The organism is Pseudoduganella sp. RAF19 (assembly GCF_052114165.1).
Lineage (GTDB): Bacteria > Pseudomonadota > Gammaproteobacteria > Burkholderiales > Burkholderiaceae_D > Rugamonas.
On record NZ_JBFREF010000003.1, the window covers coordinates 192555 to 215144 of the forward strand.

Genomic DNA, 22590 nt, shown 5'->3' on the forward strand with positions numbered 1-22590 from the left:
CACGCCGCCTGCGCTACAATTGTTGATATGTCAACTGCACCGATAGCCCGCCTGATTCCTCCGCGCCTCTCGCTGGCGTCCTGCGTGCGCGCCCATGTGGTGCGCAGCACGCTCGATGTCGCGCCGCTGCTGGACACGCACCGGCTCAACCGCTATCCGGCCAGTCCCTTCTGCTCACTGTTCTTCCAGCTGTCCGGCGACTCCGTCATGGTGCTGCCGGAGGTTGCCGACCAGCCCCTGCGCGCGGGCGAGGCTTTGTTCTGCGGTCCTCAGTCGGTGCCCACAGCGACCGGCAATGCCGGCGCGGTGCATTTTCTGATGGTGCTGTTCTATCCGGACGCCATGCATCGCCTGACTGGCGTGGACATGACTTCCTGCGTTGATACGCTGCGCCCGTTGTCCGAAGTGTTCGACACTTCATGGCAGGCGATGGCCCGCAATGTGTTCGCCGCTGCCGATGACGACGCGCGCATTGCGGTCCTCGAACAATTCCTGGAGCCGCGCTGGCGTGATGCACGCGGCGGCGCATTCGACGGCGTGATTGGCGACTGGGTACGCAGGCTCGGCGCCCAAGCCGCAGCCGCCGGCATGGGACGCAGCGTGCGCATGGCCGAGCGCCGCGTCCGCGAATGGGCAGGACTGCCACTGCGCACCCTGCGCCGCATGCGCCGCGCGGAAGTGTCCTTCATCGAAGCCCGTGAACAGGCGCTGCGCGGCGAGCTTCTGCTCAGCGACATCGCCCAGCGCGGCGGCTTCTCCGACCAGTCCCACATGATCCGCGAAGCCCGCCAGATCTCCGGCCTCAGCCCCACCGAGCTGCTGAAGGCGGGGCTGGAAGATGAGAGCTATTGGATGTACCGTATCTGGAACTAAAGATGTGGGCGACGCCGTAATTCCGGGAGCGCAACATGAGAGCTGAAAATCGGACGACATACCTGCGAGTCTCGTTGCTTGTCGTCGGCACCGTCTTCCTGTTCGGGGTGTATCCGCTTACAGTGCTCTGGCCCTCGGGATGGGCGTGGCATCATGGGCGGTCGGAGTACCTGGAGATGATCATTGCCATCTATGCGACGTTGGGCGTGTTTCTTTTGCGCGCGGCCGGGAACCCGGAACAACACATCAGCCTTATTTCGTTCACCATCTGGTCCAGTATTGTTCACGGAGGAGTGATGGCGATGCAGGCGATGGCCAATTCAGAGCATGCTGGCCATTTGATCGGCGATGTGCCGGCTTTGTTCATTGTCGCGGCGGTCCTGGGATGGCTCTGTCCTCCGGCATTTAAGGCGCCGTTCAGCCGCTGAAGTTGAGGAGAGATTATGACTGTAAAGCGTATGGATAACGTCGGCATCGTCGTGGAAAACCTCGACGCGGCTGTTGAATTCTTCACTGAACTAGGCCTGACGCTGGAAGGGCGCGCTCCGGTCGAAGGTGATTGGGCTGATGGCGTCACCGGCTTGCGCGGCATGCGCGTTGAGATCGCGATGATGCGTACGCCGGATGGCCACAGCCGGCTCGAGTTGTCCCGCTTTCTGGCGCCGCCGGTGGCAGCCGATCACCGTACCGCGCCAGTGAATGCTCTTGGCTACCTGCGCGTCATGTTCACGGTGGAGGATATCGACGACACGCTGGCCCGGCTTGGCAAGCGCGGCGCGAAGCTCGTCGGCGAAGTGGCCCAATATGAAGATATCTACCGGCTCTGCTACATTCGAGGCCCTGAAGGGATTCTCATTGGGCTCGCCCAAGAGCTCAGACCGAGCTGAATTAATCAAACATAAGCATGCTGATACTTGCATCGACCATACTACTCATCATCGCCTCAGGGTCCGCCGCGTTCGGCTTGCGGTATCTGTTCGCCAAAGAGTATTTGTTCTACCACGCTCAACTGACTGGTTTGGAATGGTCTGAAATTCCGTTGCGATACCAGGCTGTCATTCTGGGGATGCTCAAGATGGTCGGCGCCGGCATGCTCGCATTTGCGGTGGCCTTGGCCTGGCTCGTTCTCCCTCTCAGCCGCGGTGAGCAATGGGCGATATGGGCAATCTTTTCGGTGGTAGCTATCCACGGCTTTATTTCGATCTACGTAACAATCATTTTGCGCCGAGTGAATCCAGGTGCGAAGACAAACGTCGCGTCGGCATGCACAGGCGTGGTTCTTTCGCTTGGTGCGCTTGGATTGGCCTGCATTTCTCATGTGTGATCAGGAAATGGCGCCAGCATCGTATCGATCTGCCGGATTGATAAGCTGGATTAATAGGCCCATTTGGATTTTCGGCTCTAATCAGAAGGAATCAAGGCCGGTAGACTCCAACGTCAACGGGCACGCGCATTGGGCGCGGCCCTTATTGACAAAGGACCGCCTTGATCTCGAAGAATTCCAATTCCTTGCGCGCCGCCACCATGATGGGCGCAATCGCAACGATGTTTGCTGCCGCCTTCGCACAGGCAGCCGCGCCGATGGCTAAATTCCAGGCGCCGGGTTTCTACCGCATGGCGCTGGGTGATTTTGAAGTGACGGTTCTGAACGATGGCACGGTTGACCTGCCTGTCGACAAGCAGCTCAGGCAGCCGGCCGCGAAGAGCATTCAGGCGCTGGACAAGTCCTTCGTCAAAGCGCCGCTGGAAACCTCGGTCAACGCCTTCCTGATCAACACTGGCAGCAAGCTTGTGCTGTTCGACACCGGCGCAGCAAACCTGTTTGGTCCGACGCTGGGCAAACTGGCTGCGAATCTCAAGGCCGCTGGCTATCGGCCGGAGCAGGTTGACGAGATCTACATCACGCACATGCACCCGGACCATGTGGGCGGCCTGATGGCGGGCGGGCAGATCGTGTTCCCGAACGCCACCGTCCACGCGGGCAAAGCCGATGCCGATTTCTGGCTGAATCAGGTCAACATGGACAATGCTTCGGCCGATGACAAGTTCGTGTTCCAGGGCGCCGTGGCGTCGGTATCGCCGTACATCAAGGCAGGCAGGTTCCAGCCGATCGAGGCTAACGGCGAGCTTATGCCGGGCATTAAAGCTTATTTGACGGCGGGCCACACACCGGGCCATGTCACCTATACGGTGGAAAGCAAGGGCCAGAAGCTGCTTCTGCTGGGCGACTTGATGCACGTGGCAGCGGTGCAGTTTGACGATCCATCGGTAACAATCGCTTACGACAGCGATAGCCCTGCCGCCATGACCGCGCGTCAGCAGGCGTTTGCCGATGCGGCAAAAGGAGGCTACCTGATTGGCGCGGCGCACCTGCAATTCCCTGCCATTGGGCATTTGCGTGAAAACGGAAAAGGCTATCAGTACGTGCCAGTCAATTACACTCAGCCGCGCTGAACGCCTGCTATTGCCGCGCTCAGAAATTTTGACTACTCTGGACTGTGCCGATCCTTAACTTCCACGGGAGATTTCAATGGATGCACAGCAGCTTATTTCGGAATTTCTGGCGTCTGATCACGGTGCACAAGCTACCCAGGCACTGGCGGTCCAGGGCATCAGTTCAGACGACGCCCAACAGATGCTAAGCCATGCGATGGATGCGACCCATGCTCACGTCGAAGAGCAGGCCGCAACATCGGGTGCTCATACGGGCCGTAACTTTTTTGCCGCGTTTGCAGCGGGACTGGTGCGGGGCGACGGCTTCTTCCATTCGCTGGTGGAAGGCGGGGAGGGCATCCTGACCGGCAAGGTGACGGCAGCGCTGGCCGAGCGCATGGGCATCGACCCGTCCACGGCTTCGACCGTCGCGGCCGCTGCGACGCCATACATTGCTGCATTTTTGAAGGAAAAGCTCGCCTGAGCGGGCTTTTCCCCGAGCCGGCCAGGCGCTACTTTGCGCAGGCCTTTCCATGGTCGCCTTTGAAGCCCTTGGCTTGCGCGTCGGCTTCGCTCATGTACTCGCCGGTCTTGGTCTTCCCGTAGTAGCGGTTGCCAGGGCAGTGATAGACCTTGGTCGAGGTGTTGACCCATACTTGCCCCGCGCCGCCCCCTGGCGCAGCCGCTTTGGCAGCAGCAGCGGGTTTGGCGGCGGGTGCTGCCGGTGCTGCTGGCGCAGGCGCAGCGGCCGGAGTTGCAGCTGCGGCCGGAGCTGCCGCTGCTGAAGCCGAGGCAGCCGCCGCTTTCTTGTCGACGCCGCCATGCCCGCGGCAAGCACCTTTCAGCGTGGCTCCGCTAAATGGCGTGCCGTCCTTGCAAACCGCTGTGACCGTTGCAGCCTTGGCCGGTGCGCTGCTTGCCGGCGCTGCGGCTGTTTGCGCATAGGCAGAGAAAGAGAAACTGGAAACAAGGACGGCCGAAAGCAGAATCTTATTCATGACGAACTCCCCAGCAGACACGAAAATACGTGCGTACTTTGGATAGTATTTCAAGTCCGAAACTATTGTGGCTAATCGTACCAGCGCGTTGCTTTTTTCGGACAACGATCGTGCGTTACGCGTGCTTGCGCGGCCTCAGATCGCCATCTTCCAGAACACTGCTGCGCGTTTGTAGCGCAGGCTGCCTTCCTTGTAATGATCGAGCCAGCTGTCGTTCTCGCTGAGGAACAGGCTGGCTTTATCGTCTCCGGATGCGTGTTTGCCCAGGCGTTCGCGGACGGAGCGGAGGTAATAGTGGTTGAACAGGCGGTTGAATTCCGTGAAGTAGATGTCGGCCACGCGCAGGCTGCCGCGGATGAAGAGCATGTTCTCGTCGTTCTCGCGCGTGGACGCGCTGGAGAAGTTGGCGGAGCCGGTGACCACGATCGGGTCGGCGCCCAAAGGATCTTTCAGCAGGAACTTGGAATGGATGTAGTTCAGGTGCGAGTTCATGCCCATGGCGGCGTTGGTGGTCTCTTTCGCCCATTGGTAGAGCGGGTCCTTGATGTAGGAGCCGAAGGCTTCGTAGCTGTTGTTGTCGGCCGAGGGGCGAACGAAAGTCTCGCCATTCTTCTGCGCCGGCCTGTCCTCTTTTTCCAGCAGCAGGAAAGTGAGGGCGTTGAAGCGGCCGTTGTCCTGCAGGCGGGATTTAAATTCCTCGTTGACGCCGAAGGCAAGCGTAATGCAGGCAAGGTCTTTGGCGCTGTCCAGCAGTTCGGCGTACATCTTCAGAACGTCCAGCTTTTCGCGCGGGCTGAAGATGGGCGTGGCGCCCTTCGGGAAGTCGCTCCATTTCAGCGGCGCGGAGTCGATGCCTTGAATGGAGGTACGCAGGTCTTCGTTCTTCTTGCGGACATCTACATTGCTGTCGCCGTCGCGGCCACCAGGGTCGCCGGACAGCAGCTCCCAATATTCGGCGAACTTCGCGGCCACGTCGCGGTCGCGCACCCATTGGCCGACGTTGGCGTGTCCGTGGATGGCGCCCATCGACAGGTTGGTGGAACCGGTCCATACCGCGCCAGGCGTTTCGTTATGCCCCTTCAGCAGCACCATGAACTTGTTGTGCTGGATCGCGGTGCGGCGCGCTTCGCGGAGAATGATGTCCGCATGCGGCAGCCCGGCCTTTTCGATGGCATCCAGATTCGCCTTGCGCGGGAAGGCTTTGTCGTTCGCCTTGGCGTCGACAATGATCTGTAGCTTGACGCCTCGCTCTTCGGCCTGGCGCAGCGCGTTCAGCACCGGGAGGTAGTGGAACTCATAGAAGCAGCAGAGCAGCGTATCGCCGTGGCGGGCTTCAGCGATGAACTTCAGCATGGCTTCGTCGAGATCGCGGCTTAGCCAGGCCAGCGCTTCCCGGGCTTTTTTATGTTCGCCATTATGTTCAAGATCGTCCGGACTCTGGTTGCCGAATTTGCGCTGGTAGGCCTGGCTGCTGGCCACACCGCGATTAAAGAAGACGTCGTACTCATGCTTCGAGAATGATGGTTCGGTTTCCACCGCTACCGGTATCGGCTTGGCGTCGCGGTCCAGTGCCTTTGGCGAGCCTTTCAGCGGATGGAAGTAGTAGACGTATTTGTGTCCTGGCTTGGCGGTGAAGTCGTCATAGACAAAGCTTTGCACCGGCTGGTCGTGCGTCGATACTGCGAGATCGGGCGCGGCCTCGGGATAGATTGAAGGAAAGACCTTGAAGCCGTACAGAAAATAGCGCTCGTCCTCGTCGACATCATGGCGCTCGATGGCAAAACCGAGCAATCCCCTGGTATCGGCCTCGCGAAAATCGATGGCGAAGCTGATGGTGTTGGTGCCGGTGACTGCGTAGACCTGGTAGCCGCCGTGTTTGTCCGATCTGAATCGCATGGGACGCTCCTGCCGACGAGAAAGGGACCTCCTGTATATCGCCGTGCAGATATGCCAGTCAACGCCGCACCGCAAAAATATAAAGCTTGAATCTGCGCGGATTTGTGCCGTCGCTGTGAGGCCGGTAACAGAGCTAGCGGTATGGAAGCCGGGCGTTGAGCTATGCCTGTTCAATATGAGTGTGTTTAAAAAAGCCATACGTCATCCAGTCCGCTTCTGCTTATATTGTTATCGATAACTAACGCCACTCAAAAGAGGGGGAGACAGATGAGGCATTGGACCATAGTAGCTATGGCGGCACTCGCTTTGTTCGCGTCACGGCAGGGGATTGCAGCAGACACCATTCAGACGATTGCCACGAGTTACCAGCCGGCGATCACCGAAACCACGGATGCCAGCGGATTCAGACATCCTGGCGTTGGCCTGACCAGGGATGTTCTTGAAAATATGCGCATGCAGGTGCTGGCGCAGAGGGAGCCTTGGAATACCTATTTCAATCAGATGCTGTTGTCTGGTGCGGCGTCAAAGAGCATCAGCTCCAGTAACCAGAGCGGTTCCGATCCCACCAAGCCCGGTACGGTTGCCTTCAACAGCCAGGGCGTGGAGTCGAAGTTCATTGCCGATGCACTGAAGGCCTATACCCAGGCCATTCTCTACTACGTCAGTGGAGATGAAACGTATCGCGCCAATGCCATGCGTCTGATCCGCATCTGGTCGCAGATGGACCCGGCACAATATGCCTACTACACCGACGCGCACATCCACTCGGGTATTCCGCTGAACCGCATGGTGGCGGCAGCGGAGATCATGCGCTACACCAGCTGCCAGACGGCGGCCCTGGAATGGACGGATCAGGACACGGCGGCCTTCACCAGCAATCTGATCACGCCTGTGATCGAAGTCCTGCAGCACAATAACAACTACTTCATGAATCAGCACCTGTATCCGCTGATCGGCGCCATGTCCGGCTACATCTTCACCGGCAACCGGCCGCGCTACAACGAAGGTGTGGAGTGGTTCACCGTGAATAAAACAGCGGTGGATCAAGGGCAGAATGGTGCGATCAAGCAGCTGTTCCGCCTCGTGACCAGGAACGACCTGACCGGCGAAGCGGTGACGCCGGTCGTGCAGCACGTGGAGATGGGGCGCGACCAGGCACACGGCGCGGGAGATGTCACCAATACCGAGATCCTGGCGCGCTTGCTCTTGTCGCAGGGGACCAAGGTCGATCCGGTCGATGGCACCGCCTCCACCGCGGCCAGCGCGGTAGGTCCGTACGAATTTCTGAACGACCGCATCCTGGACGCCGCCGAATATTGGGCGCACTACATGCTGGGCTATGACACGCCATGGGTGCCCACGGCCGCGCACACCGATGCGAATGGCGTTCCCACGATTATCTATAAGGCGCTCGCCAGCGGCTATCGCGGACGCCTGACCCAGAACACCTGGGAACTGTTCTACTACTACAAATACATCCGCGGCATCAATATCGAAGAGCGCGCGCCGAACTTCACGAAAATGTTCGCTGACCGCGTGAGCTACAACTGGGATGGCGTCGACGGCGGCGGCGATTTCTGGATCTTCATTCCCGCTGCGGCCGAAGCGGAGGGCGGCCAGTATCTGCTGCATCCCATCGTAGAGCCTTACCGCGAAATCGAAGACCGCTTTACCTCGCTGGATGGCACCGCCACTGCGATGAGCGACGAAACGGCATCGTTCGTACGCGCTTATGCCACCGGAGCAGGCACCACGATCGCGCTGATCGGTTCCTCCAATGGCACGCGCAATGTCGCGTTCAAGGTCCGCACCAACGGCGTGGCGACGATGGATGCATTTGGCGACACCATTACCCTGCCGGACACCAACAGCCAATGGCGCTATGTGGACTATGCCTTCAACGCCTATCAGGGTCTGGGCGATATGCTCTTCATGACGCTCAAGGGCGCCGGCACCACCGTCGATATTGACCACATCAATGTGCAAGGCGGCACGCTGACGCCCCCGGTCTTCAACTCGGGTGATGCGGACATGGGCATCTTTACCTATGCAGGATCGACCAGCACGATCACATATAACTTTGGCGCCACCGATGCCGGTGCCGGCGATGTACTGAGCTACCAGATCGATGGCCTGCCAGCCGGTGCGAGCTTCGATACGCACACCGGCGCGTTCGCCTGGCTGCCGGCGCAGGCGGGCACTTACAACTTCGTGGTCACTTCGTCGGATGGTACGACAGTGAGTACCAGAACGGTGCAGGTGGTCGTCAGCACCGACCGTCAGTCGGCAATCAACGCGGTAATCGCGCGCTACGTCCCCAGCAAGATCTATATCGGGTCGACCCTGGCCGTCTACAACGCCGCATACGCTGATGTCACGGGCGTCATCGGCAGCGCTACGGATGATGTGTTCACCCAGAAGCTGGCCGCATTGAACACGGCCGTCACCGGCCTGCAGGAACTGACGCCGTTGATGAACGATGGCAGCATGAATTATTCGAACATGTTCGTGTCATCCACCTTCAGCACCTCGATTCCGAATGCGCTGGATGGCACGCCCGACACATTCGTGGTGTACACCCAGGCTCAGGACCTCACGCATTACTTCGACTTTGGCCCAAGCTTCAAGTTCTCCGCCAATTCCTTCCAACTGCAGGTGCGCGCCAGCTTCCCTGAGCGTATCGGCGGTGTCGCAGCTTACGGTTCCAATGACAACGAGAACTGGACGCGCCTGACGCCGGGCCTGACGGCGGTAACGGAAGACATGCAGACCATGCCGGTGCAGGATGATCTGAAGAACCAGCGCTTCCGCTTCCTGAAGCTGCAGATGATTCAGCCTTCCAGCACCTTCTTCGAGCTGTCCGAGTTCCGCATCTTCGGTGCGCGCTATGAGACGGTGAACCAGCTGTCGTCGGTGTCGATCAGTTCCGACCAGGCGCTGAAGAACCGCATCGTGCCGGGCAATACCGTGAAGCTGGCCTTCAAGGCTACGGCGCCGATCAACAACGTCAATGTCACCATCCAGGGCGTGCCTGCGACGGTGAGCAGCAGCGACAATCTGAACTGGACAGCCACGGCGACCATGACGGCCAGCACTGCGCCGGGCAAGGTGAAGTTCGCCTTGAACTACAAGACTGCCGCCGGCGTCGATGCCGAGCCAATCCTGTTCACCACCGACGGCACTTCGCTGCTGTTGTCCGATCAAACTGGTTACATCGGCAATCTGCTGGACATCACTGCGCTCAGCGATTCCAGCGGCCGCAACCAGACCGATTTGCTGGCGACCGCGAACCTGCTGTTCGACAGTAATCTCGGCACGGTGACTGATTTCCGTGTGAGCGGTAGCGGCTACGGCGGCTGGATCACCTTCGACTTCAAGGAAGGCGGCACGGCCACGATCACGCGCGCCGAAGTGTTGGCTCGCCAGGACCAGTATTACACCCGCATCAAAGGCGTTGTGGTGCAGGGATCGAACGACAATGCCAACTGGACGACCATTTCGACTGCCGCCGGTACCTCGATGGATTGGCAGACGCTGGCCGTCGCCACCCCGCAGCCATTCCGCTACATCCGCATCTTCAATGGCAACCAGTGGTTCGGCAATATGTCGGAGCTGCGCCTGTACGGTGCCACCGAATCGTCCAACAAGATTGCGACGGCTTCACTGAGCTCTGTACAAAGCCTGCGCAACCGCGTCGTAGCGGGCAACACCGTGAAGCTGGTCTTTGTGGCGAAGGAGGCGATCAACAACGTCAACGTGAGCATTCAAGGCCAGTCCGCGTCGGTGAGTACGACGGATAACGTCAACTTTACGGCGCAGGCAGTGATGCCTCAAGGCGTTGCAGCCGGCGCGGTGAAGTTCTCCATCAACTACAAGCAGGCGAATGGCAAGGATGGGCTGCCGAATTCTTCTACGACCGACAGCACTTCGCTGTATCTGGTCGACGAGTCGGATGTGGTGAAGAACGTGACCAGCATCGTAACGCTGATCGATTCGACAGCGAATCGCCCGGCTGCGACCACGCTGGCCACCGTGAATTCACTGTTCGATGCAAACCTGGGCACCATCTCCGACTTCCGCATCGGCAGCAATAACTCCGGCGTCGCCAGCTACATCACCTTCGACTTCAAGGCCGGCAATTACGCGGCGTTGACCAGCGTGGAACTGGCGCCGCGCCAGGACAGCAACTACGCCCGCATCAAGGGCACGGTGATCCAGGGCTCCAACGACAATGCCACATGGACCACGCTGACACCGGCGGCTGTGTCCACCATGGACTGGCAAACGCTGTCGGCCGCTGCGGGCGCTTACCGCTATCTCCGCATCTTCAATGGCGGCAGCTGGTTCGGCAATATGTCGGAAGTGCGTTTCCACGGCACGGTGCAGTCCGACGTGAGCGCCAGCGTACAACTCACGCAACAGGGCGCAACGTTGAATCGCGCCACCGGAAAATACGTTGGTGCGGTGACGATCACGAACAACGGCAGCACTGCGCTGAGCGGCCCACTGCGGTTGAAGCTGGGCAGTCTCGCCAGCGGCATCACGCTGGATAACGCCAGTGGCAGCGATGGCGGTGCACCTTATGTGATCCTGTCCGGTCCTATCGTTGCAGGCGCCGCGCTTAATGTGCCGCTGACGTTCACCAACCCCTCGCGCGCGCTGGTCAGCTATGCACCGGCGCTCTACAAAGCCACCTTCTGAGGAATAAGATCATGATGTTCACTTTCCTGCGCCGCCTGGCGTTGGCCGCGGCGCTGGCGGCCGGCAGCGGCTTCGCTTCAGCGGGCATGATTCACGTTGCCATCGATACTTCCGGCTTCGGCGCCGCCAGCGGTTATCTGGACATGCAACTGAGCGCCAGTGCCGGCGTGCCGTTGGCGACCGCGGTGGTCAGTAATATGGTGGGCTTCGACAGCTCGGCCTTCATCGATTCCTGGGGCGTGACGCCGGCCGCTGGTGGATACGCCTTTCGCAACGATACGTCGAATGATTTGTTTCATGCCGTGGCGTTTGGCGGTGTGCTGTCTTTCGATCTGACCTTTGCTGGTGCGTTTGATCCAGTGACCCGCTATGTCTCGCACTTCGTGGTCTCAGCCTTCGACGACAATATTGCGCCGTTAGGCAATTACGATCCGGTCACTGGCGCGCTGCTCGACGTTAGCTGGACGCCGTCGCGTACTGCCGGTACGGAAGGCAGCACGGCGCTGGATATTTCCGACCCTGCCGTGACTGCCGTCCCTGAGCCGGCTGCCTTGCTGTTGCTTGGCGCGGGCTTGCTCGCGCTGTCGGCGGCACGGCGCTATAGTGGCCCGCTTGCCTGATCATGAACCACTTTGCCTTCTGTGCGGACGAATCCTGGGCACGCCCCACATCGACCGCTACCAGCAAGAAGAAGCGCTAGACGCTGCCGGTCAGGCGCTCGGTCCAGTCTTCCACGGCGCCGGTCGCGAGCCTGCGTACGAACAGGTCGCGCCAGCGTGCCGGCAGCGCGGCCAGTTGCGCCAGCTGGGCGAGGGCGTCGCGGTCGCCGGTGCGGTGATACAGGATTTTCAGAATGCTGGCCAGCGTCCATTGCGGATAGGAACGTTCGATCAGCTCCAGCGCGTCGCCCGGACCGGCCATGCCTTCTTCGAGCACGCGGTAGTACCAGCCTGTCTTGCCGCTGCGCTGAACCTGGAGGGCCATGTCCGGCTGGTCGAAGCGCGTGTTCAGCTTCCAGCAGGGCTGGCGCGTTTGCGTTACCTGGACGGTTGCCGAACCGAGCCGGTACACGTCGCCGATGCAGACCGTGTCCTCCGTCATGCCATGCGTGGACAGGTTCTCGCCGAAGGCGCCGGGCCGGCGCAGCACGGTGCGCTCGCCGATCGTTTCGCGCCAATACGGGTAATGCTCGGCCGCGTAGTGGTGCACGGCCTTTTCCGGTCCGCCGTGGCGCGGATCTGCCTGGCCGTCGCCTTCGAAACCATTGACGCCCAGCCGCAACGGGCGCGCGACGGACAGCTTGGCGATGCCGCTGTTGTGGCCAGTTGCGCCCAGCGGCTGCACGGCGCCAACCAGCAGGGTGCCGATCATCATCAGTGATGCAGCTCGGAGTGGGGATTGACCGCGAACACTTTGCCGTCGATGACGAGGCTAGGCAGCACCGTCACACCCGCGAATTCTGCTTCGTCGGTGCGTCCGGGCGCCAGGCCGAGGTTCACGACTTCGGTGGTGTAGAGCGCCGGATCGAGGGCGGTGCCGAAGACTTCGGCCATCGCCAGGCAAAGATTGCAGCCGTCATGGTAGAAAATGGCGGATTTTTTCATTTGTAGGACTCCTAAATATATGAAAGAATGGCATGCTATCATGAATTTGATATGGAGTCCTAAATATGCGAATTCACTTCGTGGTGCACGAGTCGTTCGAGGCGCCGGGCGCCTATGAGCAATGGGTGAGCGAGCGGGGATACGTGGCGACGTACTCGCGCGTTTATCTGCATGAGGCGCTGCCGGAATCTGTCGAAAGCATTGACCTGCTGGCCGTGATGGGCGGTCCGCAGTCGCCAACCACAACGCTAGCGGAATGTCCGCATTTCAATGCGGCGGCTGAATGCGATCTGATTTTACGTTGCGTGGCAGCGCGCATCATTGAATACGGTGACCTCGTGTATGGCTTCCAGTGCCATAAGGAGTTCACGCCTGAGGTGGTGGAATTGCTGATCGCCGCGTCCGCGCGTGAACTGGCAACGCTTACAGCGCACCGCTTCGTGCAGCAGCCGGACGCGCTGCGAGCGAATGACTACGCCGCCATGAACCGGAAGTTGTTCGGCTTCCTCGACCGGCTCATGGCGTCATACGCCGCTTAGGTACGGTTCGGGATCGTCAGGCCGCGCGCCACGGCAGGGCGGGCGAGGAAGGCTTCCAGCACGCGCTGCACGTTCGGGAATGTGTTGATCTCGACCAGCTCGCCGGCTTCATAGAAACCGATCAGGTTGCGCACCCACGGGAAGGTGGCGATGTCGGCGATGGTGTACTCGTCGCCCATGATCCACTTGCGGCCTTGCAGGCGCTGTTCCAATACATTGAGCAGGCGCTTGGACTCGCCGATATAGCGGTCGCGTGGACGCTTGTCTTCGTATTCCTTGCCGGCGAATTTGTGGAAGAAGCCGACCTGGCCGAACATCGGACCAATGCCGCCCATCTGGAACATCAGCCACTGAATGGTTTCATAGCGTCCGGCCGCGTCTTTCGGCATCAGCTGGCCGGTTTTCTCGGCGAGATAAAGCAGAATCGCGCCCGACTCGAACAGGGGCAGCGGCTGTCCATCCGGACCGTTCGGGTCAATGATCGCGGGGATCTTGTTGTTCGGGTTCAGCGACAGGAAAGCTGGCGACATCTGGTCATTGCTGTCGAAGCTGACGAGATGCGGCTCGTACGGCAGCCCGGTCTCCTCCAGCATGATCGACACCTTCACGCCATTCGGCGTCGGCAGCGAATACAGTTGCAGGCGTTCAGGATGTTGCGCCGGCCATTTGGCGGCGATTGGGAGGTCAGTCAGTTTGGTCATCGGATCATCGGTGTGCGTTGACAATGCACGCGATTATGATCGAATCCTGCCGGACTTGCAGGACGGTCCGCAAAAACAAAAAAGCCAACCGTGTACGGTTGGCTTCTCTGATCTATTCGTGGTAGGCCGTGCGGGATTCGAACCTGCGACCAACGGATTAAAAGTCCGCTGCTCTACCAGCTGAGCTAACGACCCGAAAGAGGCCGTATTATATACAAGCCGATTGGCGTCTGCCAAGAGGAATTTGCAAAAATCGTTTATCCCAATGCGGCGGTGACTTTCAGCACTTCTTCCACTGTGGTCACGCCGTCGCGGACTTTGTAGGCGCCGGCGATGCGCAGGGGTTTCATCTGGTCCGCGATGGCCTGCTTGCGCAATGCGGAGATGTCCGTCTCTTCCTGCACCAGATTGTTGAAGGCCTCGGTCACGGTCAGCAGCTCGTAAATGCCGGTACGGCCGCGGTAACCGGTCTGGCGGCATTCGGGGCAGCCGACGGGGCGATAGACCTTGTCCGGCTTGGGGATGTTCCACTGGCCGCCAAGGCCCTGCCAGATATCATCGGCGATCTCGCCGCCTTCCGATGTCTTGCAGTCGGTGCACAGCGTACGCACCAGGCGCTGCGCCATGATGCCGATCAGCGTAGCTTCCAGCAGGTAATAGGGCACGCCCAATTCCAGCAAGCGCATCACGGCGGACGGCGCGTCATTGGTGTGCAAGGTGGACAGCACCAGGTGGCCCGTCAGTGCGGCCTGGATCGCCATCTCGGCGGTGGCCAGGTCGCGGATCTCACCGACCATGATGATGTCCGGGTCCTGACGCATCAGGGCGCGCACGCCATCGGCAAAGGTGAGGTCGATGCTGGGCTGCACCTGCATCTGGTTGAAGGAAGATTCGACCATCTCGATCGGGTCTTCCACGGTACAGACATTGACCTCCGACGTCGCCAGTGCCTTCAGCGTGGTGTACAGCGTGGTGGTCTTGCCCGAGCCGGTCGGCCCGGTGACGAGGATGATGCCGTGCGGACGATTGGTCAACGCATCCCAGCGCGCGGCATCGTCGGCCGGGAAGCCCAGTTCCGGCAGGGTCTTCACCACCACGTCCGGATCGAAGATACGCATCACCAGCTTTTCGCCAAACGCGGTCGGCAGGGTGGACAGACGCAGTTCAACTTCCTGTCCGCCTGCGGTACGGGTCTTGATACGGCCATCCTGCGGACGGCGCTTCTCGATCACGTCCATGCGGCCCAGCAGCTTGATACGCGCCGTCATCGCGATCATCACCACCGCCGGCACCTGATACACCTGATGCAGCACGCCGTCGATACGGAAGCGGATGGTGCCGAGGTCGCGCTTGGGCTCCAGGTGGATATCGGAGGCGCGCTGTTCGAAAGCGTACTGCCACAGCCAGTCCACGATATTGACCACGTGCTGGTCATTGGCGTCGACCTGCTTATTGGTCTTGCCCATCTCGACCAGCTGCTCGAAGTTATTGCGCAGCGCGACGTCCTGGCCGGTGGATTTGTTGGCCTTCTTGATCGACTTGGCCAGCGTGAAGAACTGCGAGGTGTACTGCGCAATGTCGAGCGGATTGGCGATCACGCGCTTGATGGTGCGGCGCGCGATCTTGGCGATCTCCGCCTCCCACTCCAGCGCGAAGGGATCGGCGGTGGCCACCACCAGCGTGTCCAGGTTCATCTCCACCGGCAGGATATTGAAGCGCGCCGCATAGCTGGCGGACATCACATCCGCCACCTTGGTGAAGTCGACCTTGAGCGGATCGATGCGATAGAAGGGCAGCTGGCAGCGGTCGGCCAGCCATTCGCTCAGCCCATCGAGCGTCAGCAGCTTGTGGGATTTTGCGTGGGACAGCTTGCAGTGGGCGACGGCGCTCAGCGGATGCATGGCGCCCGGCGTGTTGCGCAGGATGCCCTGCGCTTGCGTGTAGTGGGCCTTGACTTCGGCTTTCTCGACCATGCCATCGGCCAGCAGCCAGGTGAATATCTGTTGAAGATCGAGTGCCTTGGTCATGTAGGTCCTTTAGCTTTGGCTGGCTTTGATGCCCTTGAGCCAGGATTTGGCGGGCAGCCTGGTGTCGGCCACGATTTGCGCGGCGCGTTCGGCCAGCTCTTTGACGTCGATATCGCGTTTGGTCTTGAAGGCGATGGCGACCACGTTCCCGTCATGCACCTGCGGCAGCGACACCACTTGCGCGAAGGCGAACTTCATCGCTTTCAGATTCTTCGCATAGCTGGGGTGATCGCCGAACAAGTTGACGGTCATGATGCCGTCGTCATTCAGGCAAGCGGCGCAAGCCTGGTAGAACTCCGGCGTATCCAGCACGGGACCGCGCGCAGTGGCGTCGTACAGGTCCACCTGCAGGGCGTCCAGCGCGCCGTGGTTGGCGCGGTCGGTGACGTAATCCATCGCATCTATTTCGATCACTTGCAGGCGCTCGTCGTTGTCCGGCAGCTTGAACATGGAAGCGCAGATCGCGACCACGGAAGGGTTCAGCTCAATGGCCGTGACCGAGGCTTGCGGGAAGTGCTTGTAGCAGAACTTGGTCAGCGCACCGGTGCCCAGGCCCAGCTGGGCGATAGCGCGCGGTTCCTCGATCCACAGCATCCATGCCATCATCTGCTGAGCGTACTCCAGCTCCGGCCAGTCCGGTTTGCGGATGCGCATGGCGCCCTGCACCCATTCGGTGCCGAAATGCAGATAGCGCACGCCATCCATTTCGGACAGGGTAACCGGCGCGAATTTCGGCTTGCGCGGAGCAGGGGCGGAACGCGCAGGGCGGGAGGATTCTTCTTTTTCGATGGATTTACGTTTGATCAGCATAGTGAGGCATTATCCCGCGATGTTTTGCCCGGAAGCAAGCGAACAAATAAAAAACGCCGGCACTGGGCCGGCGTTGTAGCGTAGGGCGGATCATCGATCCGCCGGCTTTTATTGCATCGGTTCCACGGACACGCGCAGGCGAATGCGCTGGCCCGGGTCGTAGCTCATGACGCTGGTGTAATTGCGGCCGCGATAATCGTACTCGACCTGGTAGCCATTGGTGCGCGATTCCCAGTGGTCAACGGTGCGGCACTGCTTGACGGCCTGTTCCTGCACCGGGCCTGGGCCGGCGTCCTGGTTCTGTACGCGATCGCCGACCACGGCGCCGGCGATGGCGCCGGCCGCGGTGGCGGCAGTGCGGCCATTACCACGGCCAACCGTGCTGCCCAGCAGGGCGCCGGCAATACCGCCCACCACGGAACCGCCTACGCCGCGTTCGGCTGGCTGTTGGGTCTGGACATACTCGGTACGGCATTCCTGGCGCGGACGGTTGACCTGTTCAACCTGTGGCGTAACGCGGGTTACGCGGCCGTAATCTTCGAAATCGGTAGCTTGCGCTTGAGCCAGAGGCAAGGCGCCCAGGCTGGCGAGGGAGAGCAGCAGTGTAGAAGTGAGCTTCATATTATTTACCTCATTTGGCGTTTTTGGGCAGTTCACGGAGAAATGGGAATTGCACCCAGATATGGTAACGCTCGAATGTATCGGGAGGTTGTCAGCGATGGCAACAAATTGTAACGTGCCGCTTAAAACTGGCTTATTATGTTCTGTTTTTAACAAATCTTGCGATTGACATCACATTCGAGTTGATTCAGCGGATACAACACGTTACCCTAATACCCGTATGGAATCAGATTGACAGGGAGAAAGCCCGGCGCATTGACCCGCCAGCGGCACTACAAGTACCGTACATCACAAGGTCGATTTGAGGAAAAGATGAGTTTGTTGATCACTGTGCCGCCTAATTTAGTGCAGTCCATCCGCGCCTTTCGCGTGGGCGAGCTGCAGGAAGAGGCAGCCCGCTTGGGGCAGCACTTTTTGTATGCACACTGCCATCATGGGCAGACCAAGCAGCAGGTGTTGGGAATTATCGCCGAATCGTTTTATATGCCGAAACCCTGCGGCAAAAACTTCGACGCTCTGCGTGAAACCCTGACCGAAACGATGAATAAAGCAGGCGAGCAGACCGGTTTCCTGGTCGTGCTGGAACAGCTGCCGAATACCCAGAAATTTGATCGTGAAGCACGTGAGTGCCTGCTGGATGTCTTCCGTGATGCGGCCGATTACTGGGCCGAGAAAAAAGTCCCGTTCCGCGTTTTCTACTCCTTCGAGTAAGCACGCGCCGTCGCATTTCGCTCCCCCTTGCCAGCATTGCTGCGATGCAGCATAATATCGCGCTGCCCGGCCGTAGCAGGTACAATGGCGGCCATGAAAAACATCGTCATCCTCATTTCGGGCCGCGGAAGCAATATGGAAGCTGTGGTCCGTGCCGCGCAGGCCGAACAATGGCCCGCCCGCATCGCCGCCGTCATCAGCAATAAAGCCGACGCCAAAGGACTGGAATTTGCCGCCAGCCATGGCATTCCGACCGCCGTGGTCGCGCACAAGGAATATCCTAGCCGCGAGGCCTTCGACGCCGCTTTGCAAGAGGTAATCGATTCGTATCAGCCCGACCTGGTCGTGCTGGCCGGCTTCATGCGTATCCTGACGCCAGGCTTTGTCGAGCACTACACTGGCCGCATGCTGAATATCCATCCGTCGCTGCTGCCGCACTTCCCGGGCCTGCATACGCACGAACAGGCACTGGCCGCGGGCCACGAGCGCCACGGCGCCACCGTGCACTTCGTGACCGCCGACCTGGATCACGGCCCGATGGTGGACCAGGCCTCCGTGGCTGTGATGCCGGGCGATACGCCTGAACTGCTGGCTTCCCGTGTGCTGGAGCAGGAACATGTGCTGTACCCTCGTGCTATCCGCTGGTTCGTCGAAGACCGCCTGCGGATCGAGGATGGCAAGGTCCACGTGGACCACAACTGAATAAGAAAGATTGTTATGCGTTTGCCCCCGTTTATCCTGACCAGCGCCGAAGATGTGCTGCGCGAAATCCTGCGCTTTGCGGCGCCGGCCGATACCACGCTGTCCCGCTTCTTCAAGGACCACCCGAAGCTGGGCGGCCGCGAGCGCGGCGCCATTGCCGAGTGCATCTACGCCGTACTGCGTAACAAGGCCTTCTTCACCGACCGCGCCGAAGCGGGCGGTGGCGCCACCATGCGCCGCCTGGTCCTGCTGGGCATGGCCGATGCCGTCGGTTTCGACGCGCTGGGCGGCCTGTCGACGGACGAGGCGGAGTGGCTGAAACGCCAGCTGGAAATCGACCGCTCGCTGCTGCATAAGTCCATGCGCGCCAATATGCCGAAATGGCTGTTCGACAAGCTGGTGGCGCAGTACGGCGAAGAAGAAACCCTGGTGCTGGCCGATGCCCTGAACACCCCGGCGCCGCTGGACCTGCGCGTCAACGCCATGAAGGCCAGCCGCGAAGACGTGATCGCCGAACTGGCGCAAGCGCCGATCGCTGCCGACCCGACCCCGTTCGCGCCGCTGGGCGTGCGCGTGCACAAGAAACCTGCGCTGCAGAACCTGCCGCTGTTCAAGAGCGGCGCCATCGAAGTGCAGGACGAGGGCAGCCAGGTGCTGGCCCAGATCCTCGGCGCCAAGCGCGGCGAGATGGTGGTGGATTTCTGCGCCGGTGCCGGCGGCAAGACGCTGGCGCTGGGCGCGCAGATGCGCAATACCGGCCGTTTGTATGCCTTCGACGTATCCGAGAAGCGCCTGGCCAAGCTGAAGCCGCGCCTGGCGCGCTCCGGCTTGTCGAACGTGCATCCGGTGGCGATTGCGCACGAGCGCGATGCCAAGATCAAGCGCCTGGCCGGCAAGATCGACCGCGTGCTGGTGGACGCGCCTTGCTCCGGCATGGGCACGCTGCGCCGCAATCCGGACGTGAAATGGCGTCAGCCGCCGGAAGCCATCACCGAGATGCACGAGAAGCAGATCTCCATTCTGGACGGCGCCGCGCGCCTGGTGAAAAACGGCGGCCGCCTGGTCTACGCCACCTGCTCGCTGCTGAACGAAGAGAACGACGCGGTGGCCGCGCAGTTCCTGGAAACCCATCCGGACTTCGAACTGGTGCCGATGAATAAGGTACTGGCCGAGCAGAAGATCGAGCTGGACATGGGCGATTACCTGAAGCTGCTGCCGCACAAGCACCAGACCGACGGCTTCTTCGCCGCCGTCTTCGAACGCAAACCAATGGCCAAGAAGGCGGACGAATAAACGATGCGCCAGCCGATCCCGCTGACGAACCTCTTCAACGACCTGGTCGGCGACATCCGCGACCCAGGCCTTCTGTGGCAAGTGGCGGCGATTGCGCTGTCGATCTTCTTCGGCTGGACGTTCGCCGGCCTGCTGCGCAAGCAGTTCACGCGGCGCGAGGACCAGACCAATCTGGCGCGCTTCGGCGTGGAGAGCTTCAGCCGCGTGGTCGGTCCGCTGGCCATCGTCTGCCTGCTGGTGGTGTCGAAAGCCGTGCTGGCGCGCTGGCACCATGTCAATCTGATCAAACTGGCGCTGCCGATCTTCGGCTCGCTGGTGGTGATCCGCTTTGCCTTCTACCTGCTGCGCAAGGTGTTTGCGCGCGGCGGTGAAGTCGGCGCCAAGATCCTGGTGTTCGAAAAAGTATTCCAGCTGCTGGTGTGGCTGGGCTTCGTGCTCTACATCACCGGCATCTGGGACGATATCTACGCCTTCCTCGACGATACCTACCTCCCGCTGGGCAAGCACCACGTCTCGATTGCCGCCATCCTGCAAGGCGCGATCTCGGTGGTGGTGCTGCTGATGCTGGCCATGTGGGCCGGTGCGGCGCTGGACGACCGCCTGATGAACATGCAGTCGCTGAATTCCAATCTGCGCGTGGTGTTTGCGCGGGTAGGGCGCGCACTGCTGATCGTGGTGGCAGTGCTGGTCAGCCTGTCGCTGGTGGGCATCGACCTCACCGTGCTGTCGGTGTTCAGCGGCGCGCTGGGCGTTGGCCTCGGCCTGGGCTTGCAGAAGATCGCCAGCAATTACGTGTCCGGCTTCATCATCCTGCTGGACCGCAGCCTGTCGATTGGCGACATGATCACGGTCGACAAGTATTCGGGCCAGGTCACCCACATCAATACCCGCTACACCGTGCTGCAAAGCCTGGACGGTGTGGAATCGATTGTGCCGAACGAGATGCTGGTGTCCGGCGCGGTGCAGAATTCCTCGCTGTCGAACAAGTGGCTGGCGCTGTCGGCCAAGGTATCGGTGGCTTATGACACTGACATCGACGTCGTGCTCAAGCTGCTGGAAGAGGCGGCAGCCTCGATTCCGCGCGTGTCGAAAGAGCGTGCGCCATCCGGCCAGTTGCAGAACTTCGGCGCCGACGGCATCGACCTGGCGGTGGTGTTCTGGATCGAAGATCCGGAGAACGGCAAGGGCGGCGTCACCTCCGATGTCAATCGCGCAATCTGGAAGTCCTTGAAACAAAACGGGATTTCTGTACCGTTCCCGCAACGGGAAGTGAGGCTGTTAGGCCCTCTGCCTGACTCTCTGCCTCAAAAATAATCAGTTACGGGAGGCAATCCCTCCTCAAATCGGGGGCGATTGGTCGTACAATGACGCCTGTTGTCCCACTCACTTTGGAGCAGTAATGGATTTTTCTGCAGTTCTTGATTTTCTGACTCATGGCATTACCGGCCTGTCCGCATGGCAGACCGTCATTGTGACGCTCGTGCTCACGCACATCACGATTGCCAGTGTCACCATCTTCCTGCACCGCCACCAGGCGCACCGCGCGCTGGATCTGCATCCGCTGCCTTCGCACTTCTTCCGCTTCTGGCTGTGGCTGACCACCGGCCAGGTGACCAAAGAGTGGGCCGCCATTCACCGCAAGCACCACGCCAAGTGCGATACCGAAGAAGATCCGCACAGCCCTGTGACCAAAGGCATCAAGAAAGTGTTCTGGGAAGGCGCTGAGCTGTACCGCGCTGAATCGAAAAACAAGGAAACCATGGAGAAGTACGGCCATGGCACGCCGGACGACTGGATCGAACACAATCTGTATTCCAAGTACAGCTGGCAGGGCGTGGCCCTGATGCTGATCCTGGACGTGATGCTGTTCGGCGCCAAAGGCATCTCGGTGTGGGCCGTGCAGATGCTGTGGATTCCTGTGACCGCCGCCGGCATCATCAACGGTATCGGCCACTGGTGGGGCTACCGCAATTACGATTGCTCCGACGCTGCGACCAACATCATCCCTTGGGGCATCATCATCGGCGGCGAAGAGCTGCACAACAACCACCACACTTTCGCGACCTCCGCCAAGCTGTCGTCCAAGTGGTATGAGTTCGACATCGGCTGGGGCTATATCCGCGCCATGGAAATGATCGGCCTGGCCAAAGTGAAGAAGGTGCCGCCTAAGCCGAAGTTCGACAAGGAAAAGGTCAAGGCCGACCTGGAAACGCTGCAGTCCGTGATCGCCAACCGCTACGATGTGATGGCCAAGTACGCCAAGTCCATCAAGCACGCGTGGAAGGAAGAACTGGAACATCTGAAGCAACAGGCCGAGCTGGAATCGCGTTTCCTGAAGTCGTCGCGCAAGCTGATGAAGCAGGACCCGGCCAAGCTGCAGGCACCGCAGAAGCAGCAGCTGGTGGAACTGTTCCAGCATTCCAAGGCCCTGGAAACCATGCACAATATGCGCGTGGAACTGGGCGTGATCTGGGAACGCTCGCACTTCTCGCGCGAAGAGCTGGTGCACAAGCTGCAGGACTGGTGCGAACGCGCCGAGGCGTCGGGCATCAAGGCGCTGCAGGACTTCTCGCTGCGTCTGCGTAGCTACGCTTAAGCCGCGGGTGCGGCGGATCGGATGATCCGCCCTACGCAGGCCAACGGTCCCCACGGGGGCCGTTTTCGTTTCTGGACGGCCCCTT

At 60.4% G+C, this 22590-nt stretch carries 22 protein-coding genes and 1 tRNA gene; 14 read left to right on the plus strand and 9 right to left on the minus strand.

Features of this window, described 5'->3' with window-relative positions:
- The first annotated feature begins 27 nt into the window (after positions 1–27).
- The 6 genes from AB4Z19_RS08740 (at position 28) to AB4Z19_RS08765 (ending at position 3790) form a co-directional block, all read left to right on the plus strand.
- On the plus strand, positions 28–873 hold the full coding sequence (locus AB4Z19_RS08740) for a helix-turn-helix domain-containing protein (RefSeq protein WP_442025316.1): 846 nt from the start codon (positions 28–30) through the stop codon (positions 871–873).
- Between the two features lie 35 nt (positions 874–908).
- Positions 909–1301, plus strand: coding sequence for a DUF6632 domain-containing protein (locus AB4Z19_RS08745; RefSeq protein ID WP_442025315.1), 393 nt, complete (start codon positions 909–911; stop codon positions 1299–1301).
- 15 nt (positions 1302–1316) lie between these two features.
- Entirely contained in the window at positions 1317–1760 is a 444-nt protein-coding gene (locus tag AB4Z19_RS08750) for a VOC family protein (RefSeq protein WP_442025314.1), read from the plus strand.
- Positions 1761–1777: 17 nt separating this feature from the next.
- Positions 1778–2197, plus strand: a complete 420-nt coding sequence (locus AB4Z19_RS08755; protein ID WP_442035015.1) for a hypothetical protein — start codon at positions 1778–1780, stop codon at positions 2195–2197.
- 200 nt (positions 2198–2397) lie between these two features.
- Positions 2398–3327: an MBL fold metallo-hydrolase gene (locus AB4Z19_RS08760; protein WP_442035266.1), complete on the plus strand. Its 930-nt coding sequence runs from the start codon at positions 2398–2400 to the stop codon at positions 3325–3327.
- A gap of 76 nt (positions 3328–3403) precedes the next feature.
- Positions 3404–3790: a hypothetical protein gene (locus AB4Z19_RS08765; RefSeq protein WP_442029627.1), complete on the plus strand. Its 387-nt coding sequence runs from the start codon at positions 3404–3406 to the stop codon at positions 3788–3790.
- A gap of 28 nt (positions 3791–3818) precedes the next feature.
- Here the strand turns inward: AB4Z19_RS08765 and AB4Z19_RS08770 are convergent, their stop codons facing one another.
- Positions 3819–4295, minus strand: coding sequence for a signal peptide protein (locus AB4Z19_RS08770; protein WP_442029631.1), 477 nt, complete (start codon positions 4293–4295; stop codon positions 3819–3821).
- A 144-nt stretch (positions 4296–4439) separates the two neighbouring features.
- Positions 4440–6200, minus strand: a complete 1761-nt coding sequence (locus AB4Z19_RS08775) for a phospholipase D-like domain-containing protein (protein WP_442035017.1) — start codon at positions 6198–6200, stop codon at positions 4440–4442.
- A 291-nt stretch (positions 6201–6491) separates the two neighbouring features.
- On the opposite strand from AB4Z19_RS08775, the gene AB4Z19_RS08780 reads away from it, so the two are divergent.
- Both AB4Z19_RS08780 and AB4Z19_RS08785 read left to right on the plus strand, forming a co-directional pair.
- Positions 6492–10901: a discoidin domain-containing protein gene (locus AB4Z19_RS08780; RefSeq protein WP_442035019.1), complete on the plus strand. Its 4410-nt coding sequence runs from the start codon at positions 6492–6494 to the stop codon at positions 10899–10901.
- Between the two features lie 11 nt (positions 10902–10912).
- Complete coding sequence (locus AB4Z19_RS08785; protein WP_442035020.1) at positions 10913–11521, plus strand: NF038129 family PEP-CTERM protein; 609 nt, start codon at positions 10913–10915, stop codon at positions 11519–11521.
- 76 nt (positions 11522–11597) lie between these two features.
- Here the strand turns inward: AB4Z19_RS08785 and AB4Z19_RS08790 are convergent, their stop codons facing one another.
- A complete protein-coding gene (locus AB4Z19_RS08790) occupies positions 11598–12275 on the minus strand; it encodes an MOSC domain-containing protein (RefSeq protein ID WP_442029388.1) in 678 nt (225 codons plus the stop codon).
- Positions 12275–12505, minus strand: coding sequence for a hypothetical protein (locus AB4Z19_RS08795; protein WP_442029390.1), 231 nt, complete (start codon positions 12503–12505; stop codon positions 12275–12277). The genes AB4Z19_RS08790 and AB4Z19_RS08795 overlap by 1 nt, the downstream gene beginning before the upstream one ends.
- A gap of 65 nt (positions 12506–12570) precedes the next feature.
- Between AB4Z19_RS08795 and AB4Z19_RS08800 the strand changes: the two genes are divergently transcribed.
- Positions 12571–13044 (plus strand): hypothetical protein, encoded by a 474-nt coding sequence (locus tag AB4Z19_RS08800; protein ID WP_442029392.1) that lies wholly within the window; start codon positions 12571–12573, stop codon positions 13042–13044.
- Here the strand turns inward: AB4Z19_RS08800 and AB4Z19_RS08805 are convergent.
- The 5 genes from AB4Z19_RS08805 to AB4Z19_RS08825 form a co-directional block, all read right to left on the minus strand.
- The gene (locus tag AB4Z19_RS08805; RefSeq protein ID WP_442029394.1) at positions 13041–13745 is read right to left on the minus strand and encodes a glutathione S-transferase N-terminal domain-containing protein; all 705 of its coding nucleotides are present in this window, start codon (positions 13743–13745) and stop codon (positions 13041–13043) included. The genes AB4Z19_RS08800 and AB4Z19_RS08805 overlap by 4 nt on opposite strands.
- Before the next feature lie 119 nt (positions 13746–13864).
- Positions 13865–13940 (minus strand) — tRNA-Lys (locus AB4Z19_RS08810).
- A gap of 62 nt (positions 13941–14002) precedes the next feature.
- A complete protein-coding gene (locus AB4Z19_RS08815) occupies positions 14003–15772 on the minus strand; it encodes a GspE/PulE family protein (RefSeq protein WP_442027687.1) in 1770 nt (589 codons plus the stop codon).
- Positions 15773–15781: 9 nt separating this feature from the next.
- A complete protein-coding gene (locus tag AB4Z19_RS08820; protein WP_442027688.1) occupies positions 15782–16582 on the minus strand; it encodes a spermidine synthase in 801 nt (266 codons plus the stop codon).
- Between the two features lie 108 nt (positions 16583–16690).
- Positions 16691–17203: a glycine zipper 2TM domain-containing protein gene (locus AB4Z19_RS08825; protein WP_442035022.1), complete on the minus strand. Its 513-nt coding sequence runs from the start codon at positions 17201–17203 to the stop codon at positions 16691–16693.
- Between the two features lie 312 nt (positions 17204–17515).
- Here AB4Z19_RS08825 and AB4Z19_RS08830 point away from each other — a divergent pair, with 312 nt between their 5' ends.
- The 5 genes from AB4Z19_RS08830 to AB4Z19_RS08850 all read left to right on the plus strand — a co-directional run bounded on the left by AB4Z19_RS08830 (position 17516) and on the right by AB4Z19_RS08850 (position 22505).
- Complete coding sequence (locus tag AB4Z19_RS08830) at positions 17516–17914, plus strand: barstar family protein (RefSeq protein ID WP_442027690.1); 399 nt, start codon at positions 17516–17518, stop codon at positions 17912–17914.
- Between the two features lie 93 nt (positions 17915–18007).
- Positions 18008–18616: a phosphoribosylglycinamide formyltransferase gene (gene purN, locus AB4Z19_RS08835; RefSeq protein WP_442027692.1), complete on the plus strand. Its 609-nt coding sequence runs from the start codon at positions 18008–18010 to the stop codon at positions 18614–18616.
- A gap of 15 nt (positions 18617–18631) precedes the next feature.
- A complete protein-coding gene (locus AB4Z19_RS08840) occupies positions 18632–19909 on the plus strand; it encodes an RsmB/NOP family class I SAM-dependent RNA methyltransferase (RefSeq protein WP_442035024.1) in 1278 nt (425 codons plus the stop codon).
- Positions 19910–19912: 3 nt separating this feature from the next.
- Entirely contained in the window at positions 19913–21223 is a 1311-nt protein-coding gene (locus AB4Z19_RS08845) for a mechanosensitive ion channel family protein (protein WP_442035026.1), read from the plus strand.
- Between the two features lie 85 nt (positions 21224–21308).
- The gene (locus tag AB4Z19_RS08850; RefSeq protein WP_442027575.1) at positions 21309–22505 is read left to right on the plus strand and encodes a DesA family fatty acid desaturase; all 1197 of its coding nucleotides are present in this window, start codon (positions 21309–21311) and stop codon (positions 22503–22505) included.
- Positions 22506–22590: the final 85 nt, after the last annotated feature.

Bases quoted from the DNA above. Each gene is read 5' to 3' on its own strand.
- AB4Z19_RS08740 (WP_442025316.1), top strand. From the start codon at position 28: ATGTCAACTGCACCGATAGCCCGCCTGATTCCTCCGCGCCTCTCGCTG.
- AB4Z19_RS08745 (WP_442025315.1), top strand. From the start codon at position 909: ATGAGAGCTGAAAATCGGACGACATACCTGCGAGTCTCGTTGCTTGTC.
- AB4Z19_RS08750 (WP_442025314.1), top strand. From the start codon at position 1,317: ATGACTGTAAAGCGTATGGATAACGTCGGCATCGTCGTGGAAAACCTC.
- AB4Z19_RS08755 (WP_442035015.1), top strand. From the start codon at position 1,778: ATGCTGATACTTGCATCGACCATACTACTCATCATCGCCTCAGGGTCC.
- AB4Z19_RS08760 (WP_442035266.1), top strand. From the start codon at position 2,398: ATGATGGGCGCAATCGCAACGATGTTTGCTGCCGCCTTCGCACAGGCA.
- AB4Z19_RS08765 (WP_442029627.1), top strand. From the start codon at position 3,404: ATGGATGCACAGCAGCTTATTTCGGAATTTCTGGCGTCTGATCACGGT.
- AB4Z19_RS08775 (WP_442035017.1), bottom strand. From the start codon at position 6,200: ATGCGATTCAGATCGGACAAACACGGCGGCTACCAGGTCTACGCAGTC.
- AB4Z19_RS08780 (WP_442035019.1), top strand. From the start codon at position 6,492: ATGGCGGCACTCGCTTTGTTCGCGTCACGGCAGGGGATTGCAGCAGAC.
- AB4Z19_RS08785 (WP_442035020.1), top strand. From the start codon at position 10,913: ATGATGTTCACTTTCCTGCGCCGCCTGGCGTTGGCCGCGGCGCTGGCG.
- AB4Z19_RS08790 (WP_442029388.1), bottom strand. From the start codon at position 12,275: ATGATGATCGGCACCCTGCTGGTTGGCGCCGTGCAGCCGCTGGGCGCA.
- AB4Z19_RS08795 (WP_442029390.1), bottom strand. From the start codon at position 12,505: ATGAAAAAATCCGCCATTTTCTACCATGACGGCTGCAATCTTTGCCTG.
- AB4Z19_RS08800 (WP_442029392.1), top strand. From the start codon at position 12,571: ATGCGAATTCACTTCGTGGTGCACGAGTCGTTCGAGGCGCCGGGCGCC.
- AB4Z19_RS08805 (WP_442029394.1), bottom strand. From the start codon at position 13,745: ATGACCAAACTGACTGACCTCCCAATCGCCGCCAAATGGCCGGCGCAA.
- AB4Z19_RS08815 (WP_442027687.1), bottom strand. From the start codon at position 15,772: ATGACCAAGGCACTCGATCTTCAACAGATATTCACCTGGCTGCTGGCC.
- AB4Z19_RS08820 (WP_442027688.1), bottom strand. From the start codon at position 16,582: ATGCTGATCAAACGTAAATCCATCGAAAAAGAAGAATCCTCCCGCCCT.
- AB4Z19_RS08825 (WP_442035022.1), bottom strand. From the start codon at position 17,203: ATGAAGCTCACTTCTACACTGCTGCTCTCCCTCGCCAGCCTGGGCGCC.
- AB4Z19_RS08830 (WP_442027690.1), top strand. From the start codon at position 17,516: ATGAGTTTGTTGATCACTGTGCCGCCTAATTTAGTGCAGTCCATCCGC.
- purN (WP_442027692.1), top strand. From the start codon at position 18,008: ATGAAAAACATCGTCATCCTCATTTCGGGCCGCGGAAGCAATATGGAA.
- AB4Z19_RS08840 (WP_442035024.1), top strand. From the start codon at position 18,632: ATGCGTTTGCCCCCGTTTATCCTGACCAGCGCCGAAGATGTGCTGCGC.
- AB4Z19_RS08845 (WP_442035026.1), top strand. From the start codon at position 19,913: ATGCGCCAGCCGATCCCGCTGACGAACCTCTTCAACGACCTGGTCGGC.
- AB4Z19_RS08850 (WP_442027575.1), top strand. From the start codon at position 21,309: ATGGATTTTTCTGCAGTTCTTGATTTTCTGACTCATGGCATTACCGGC.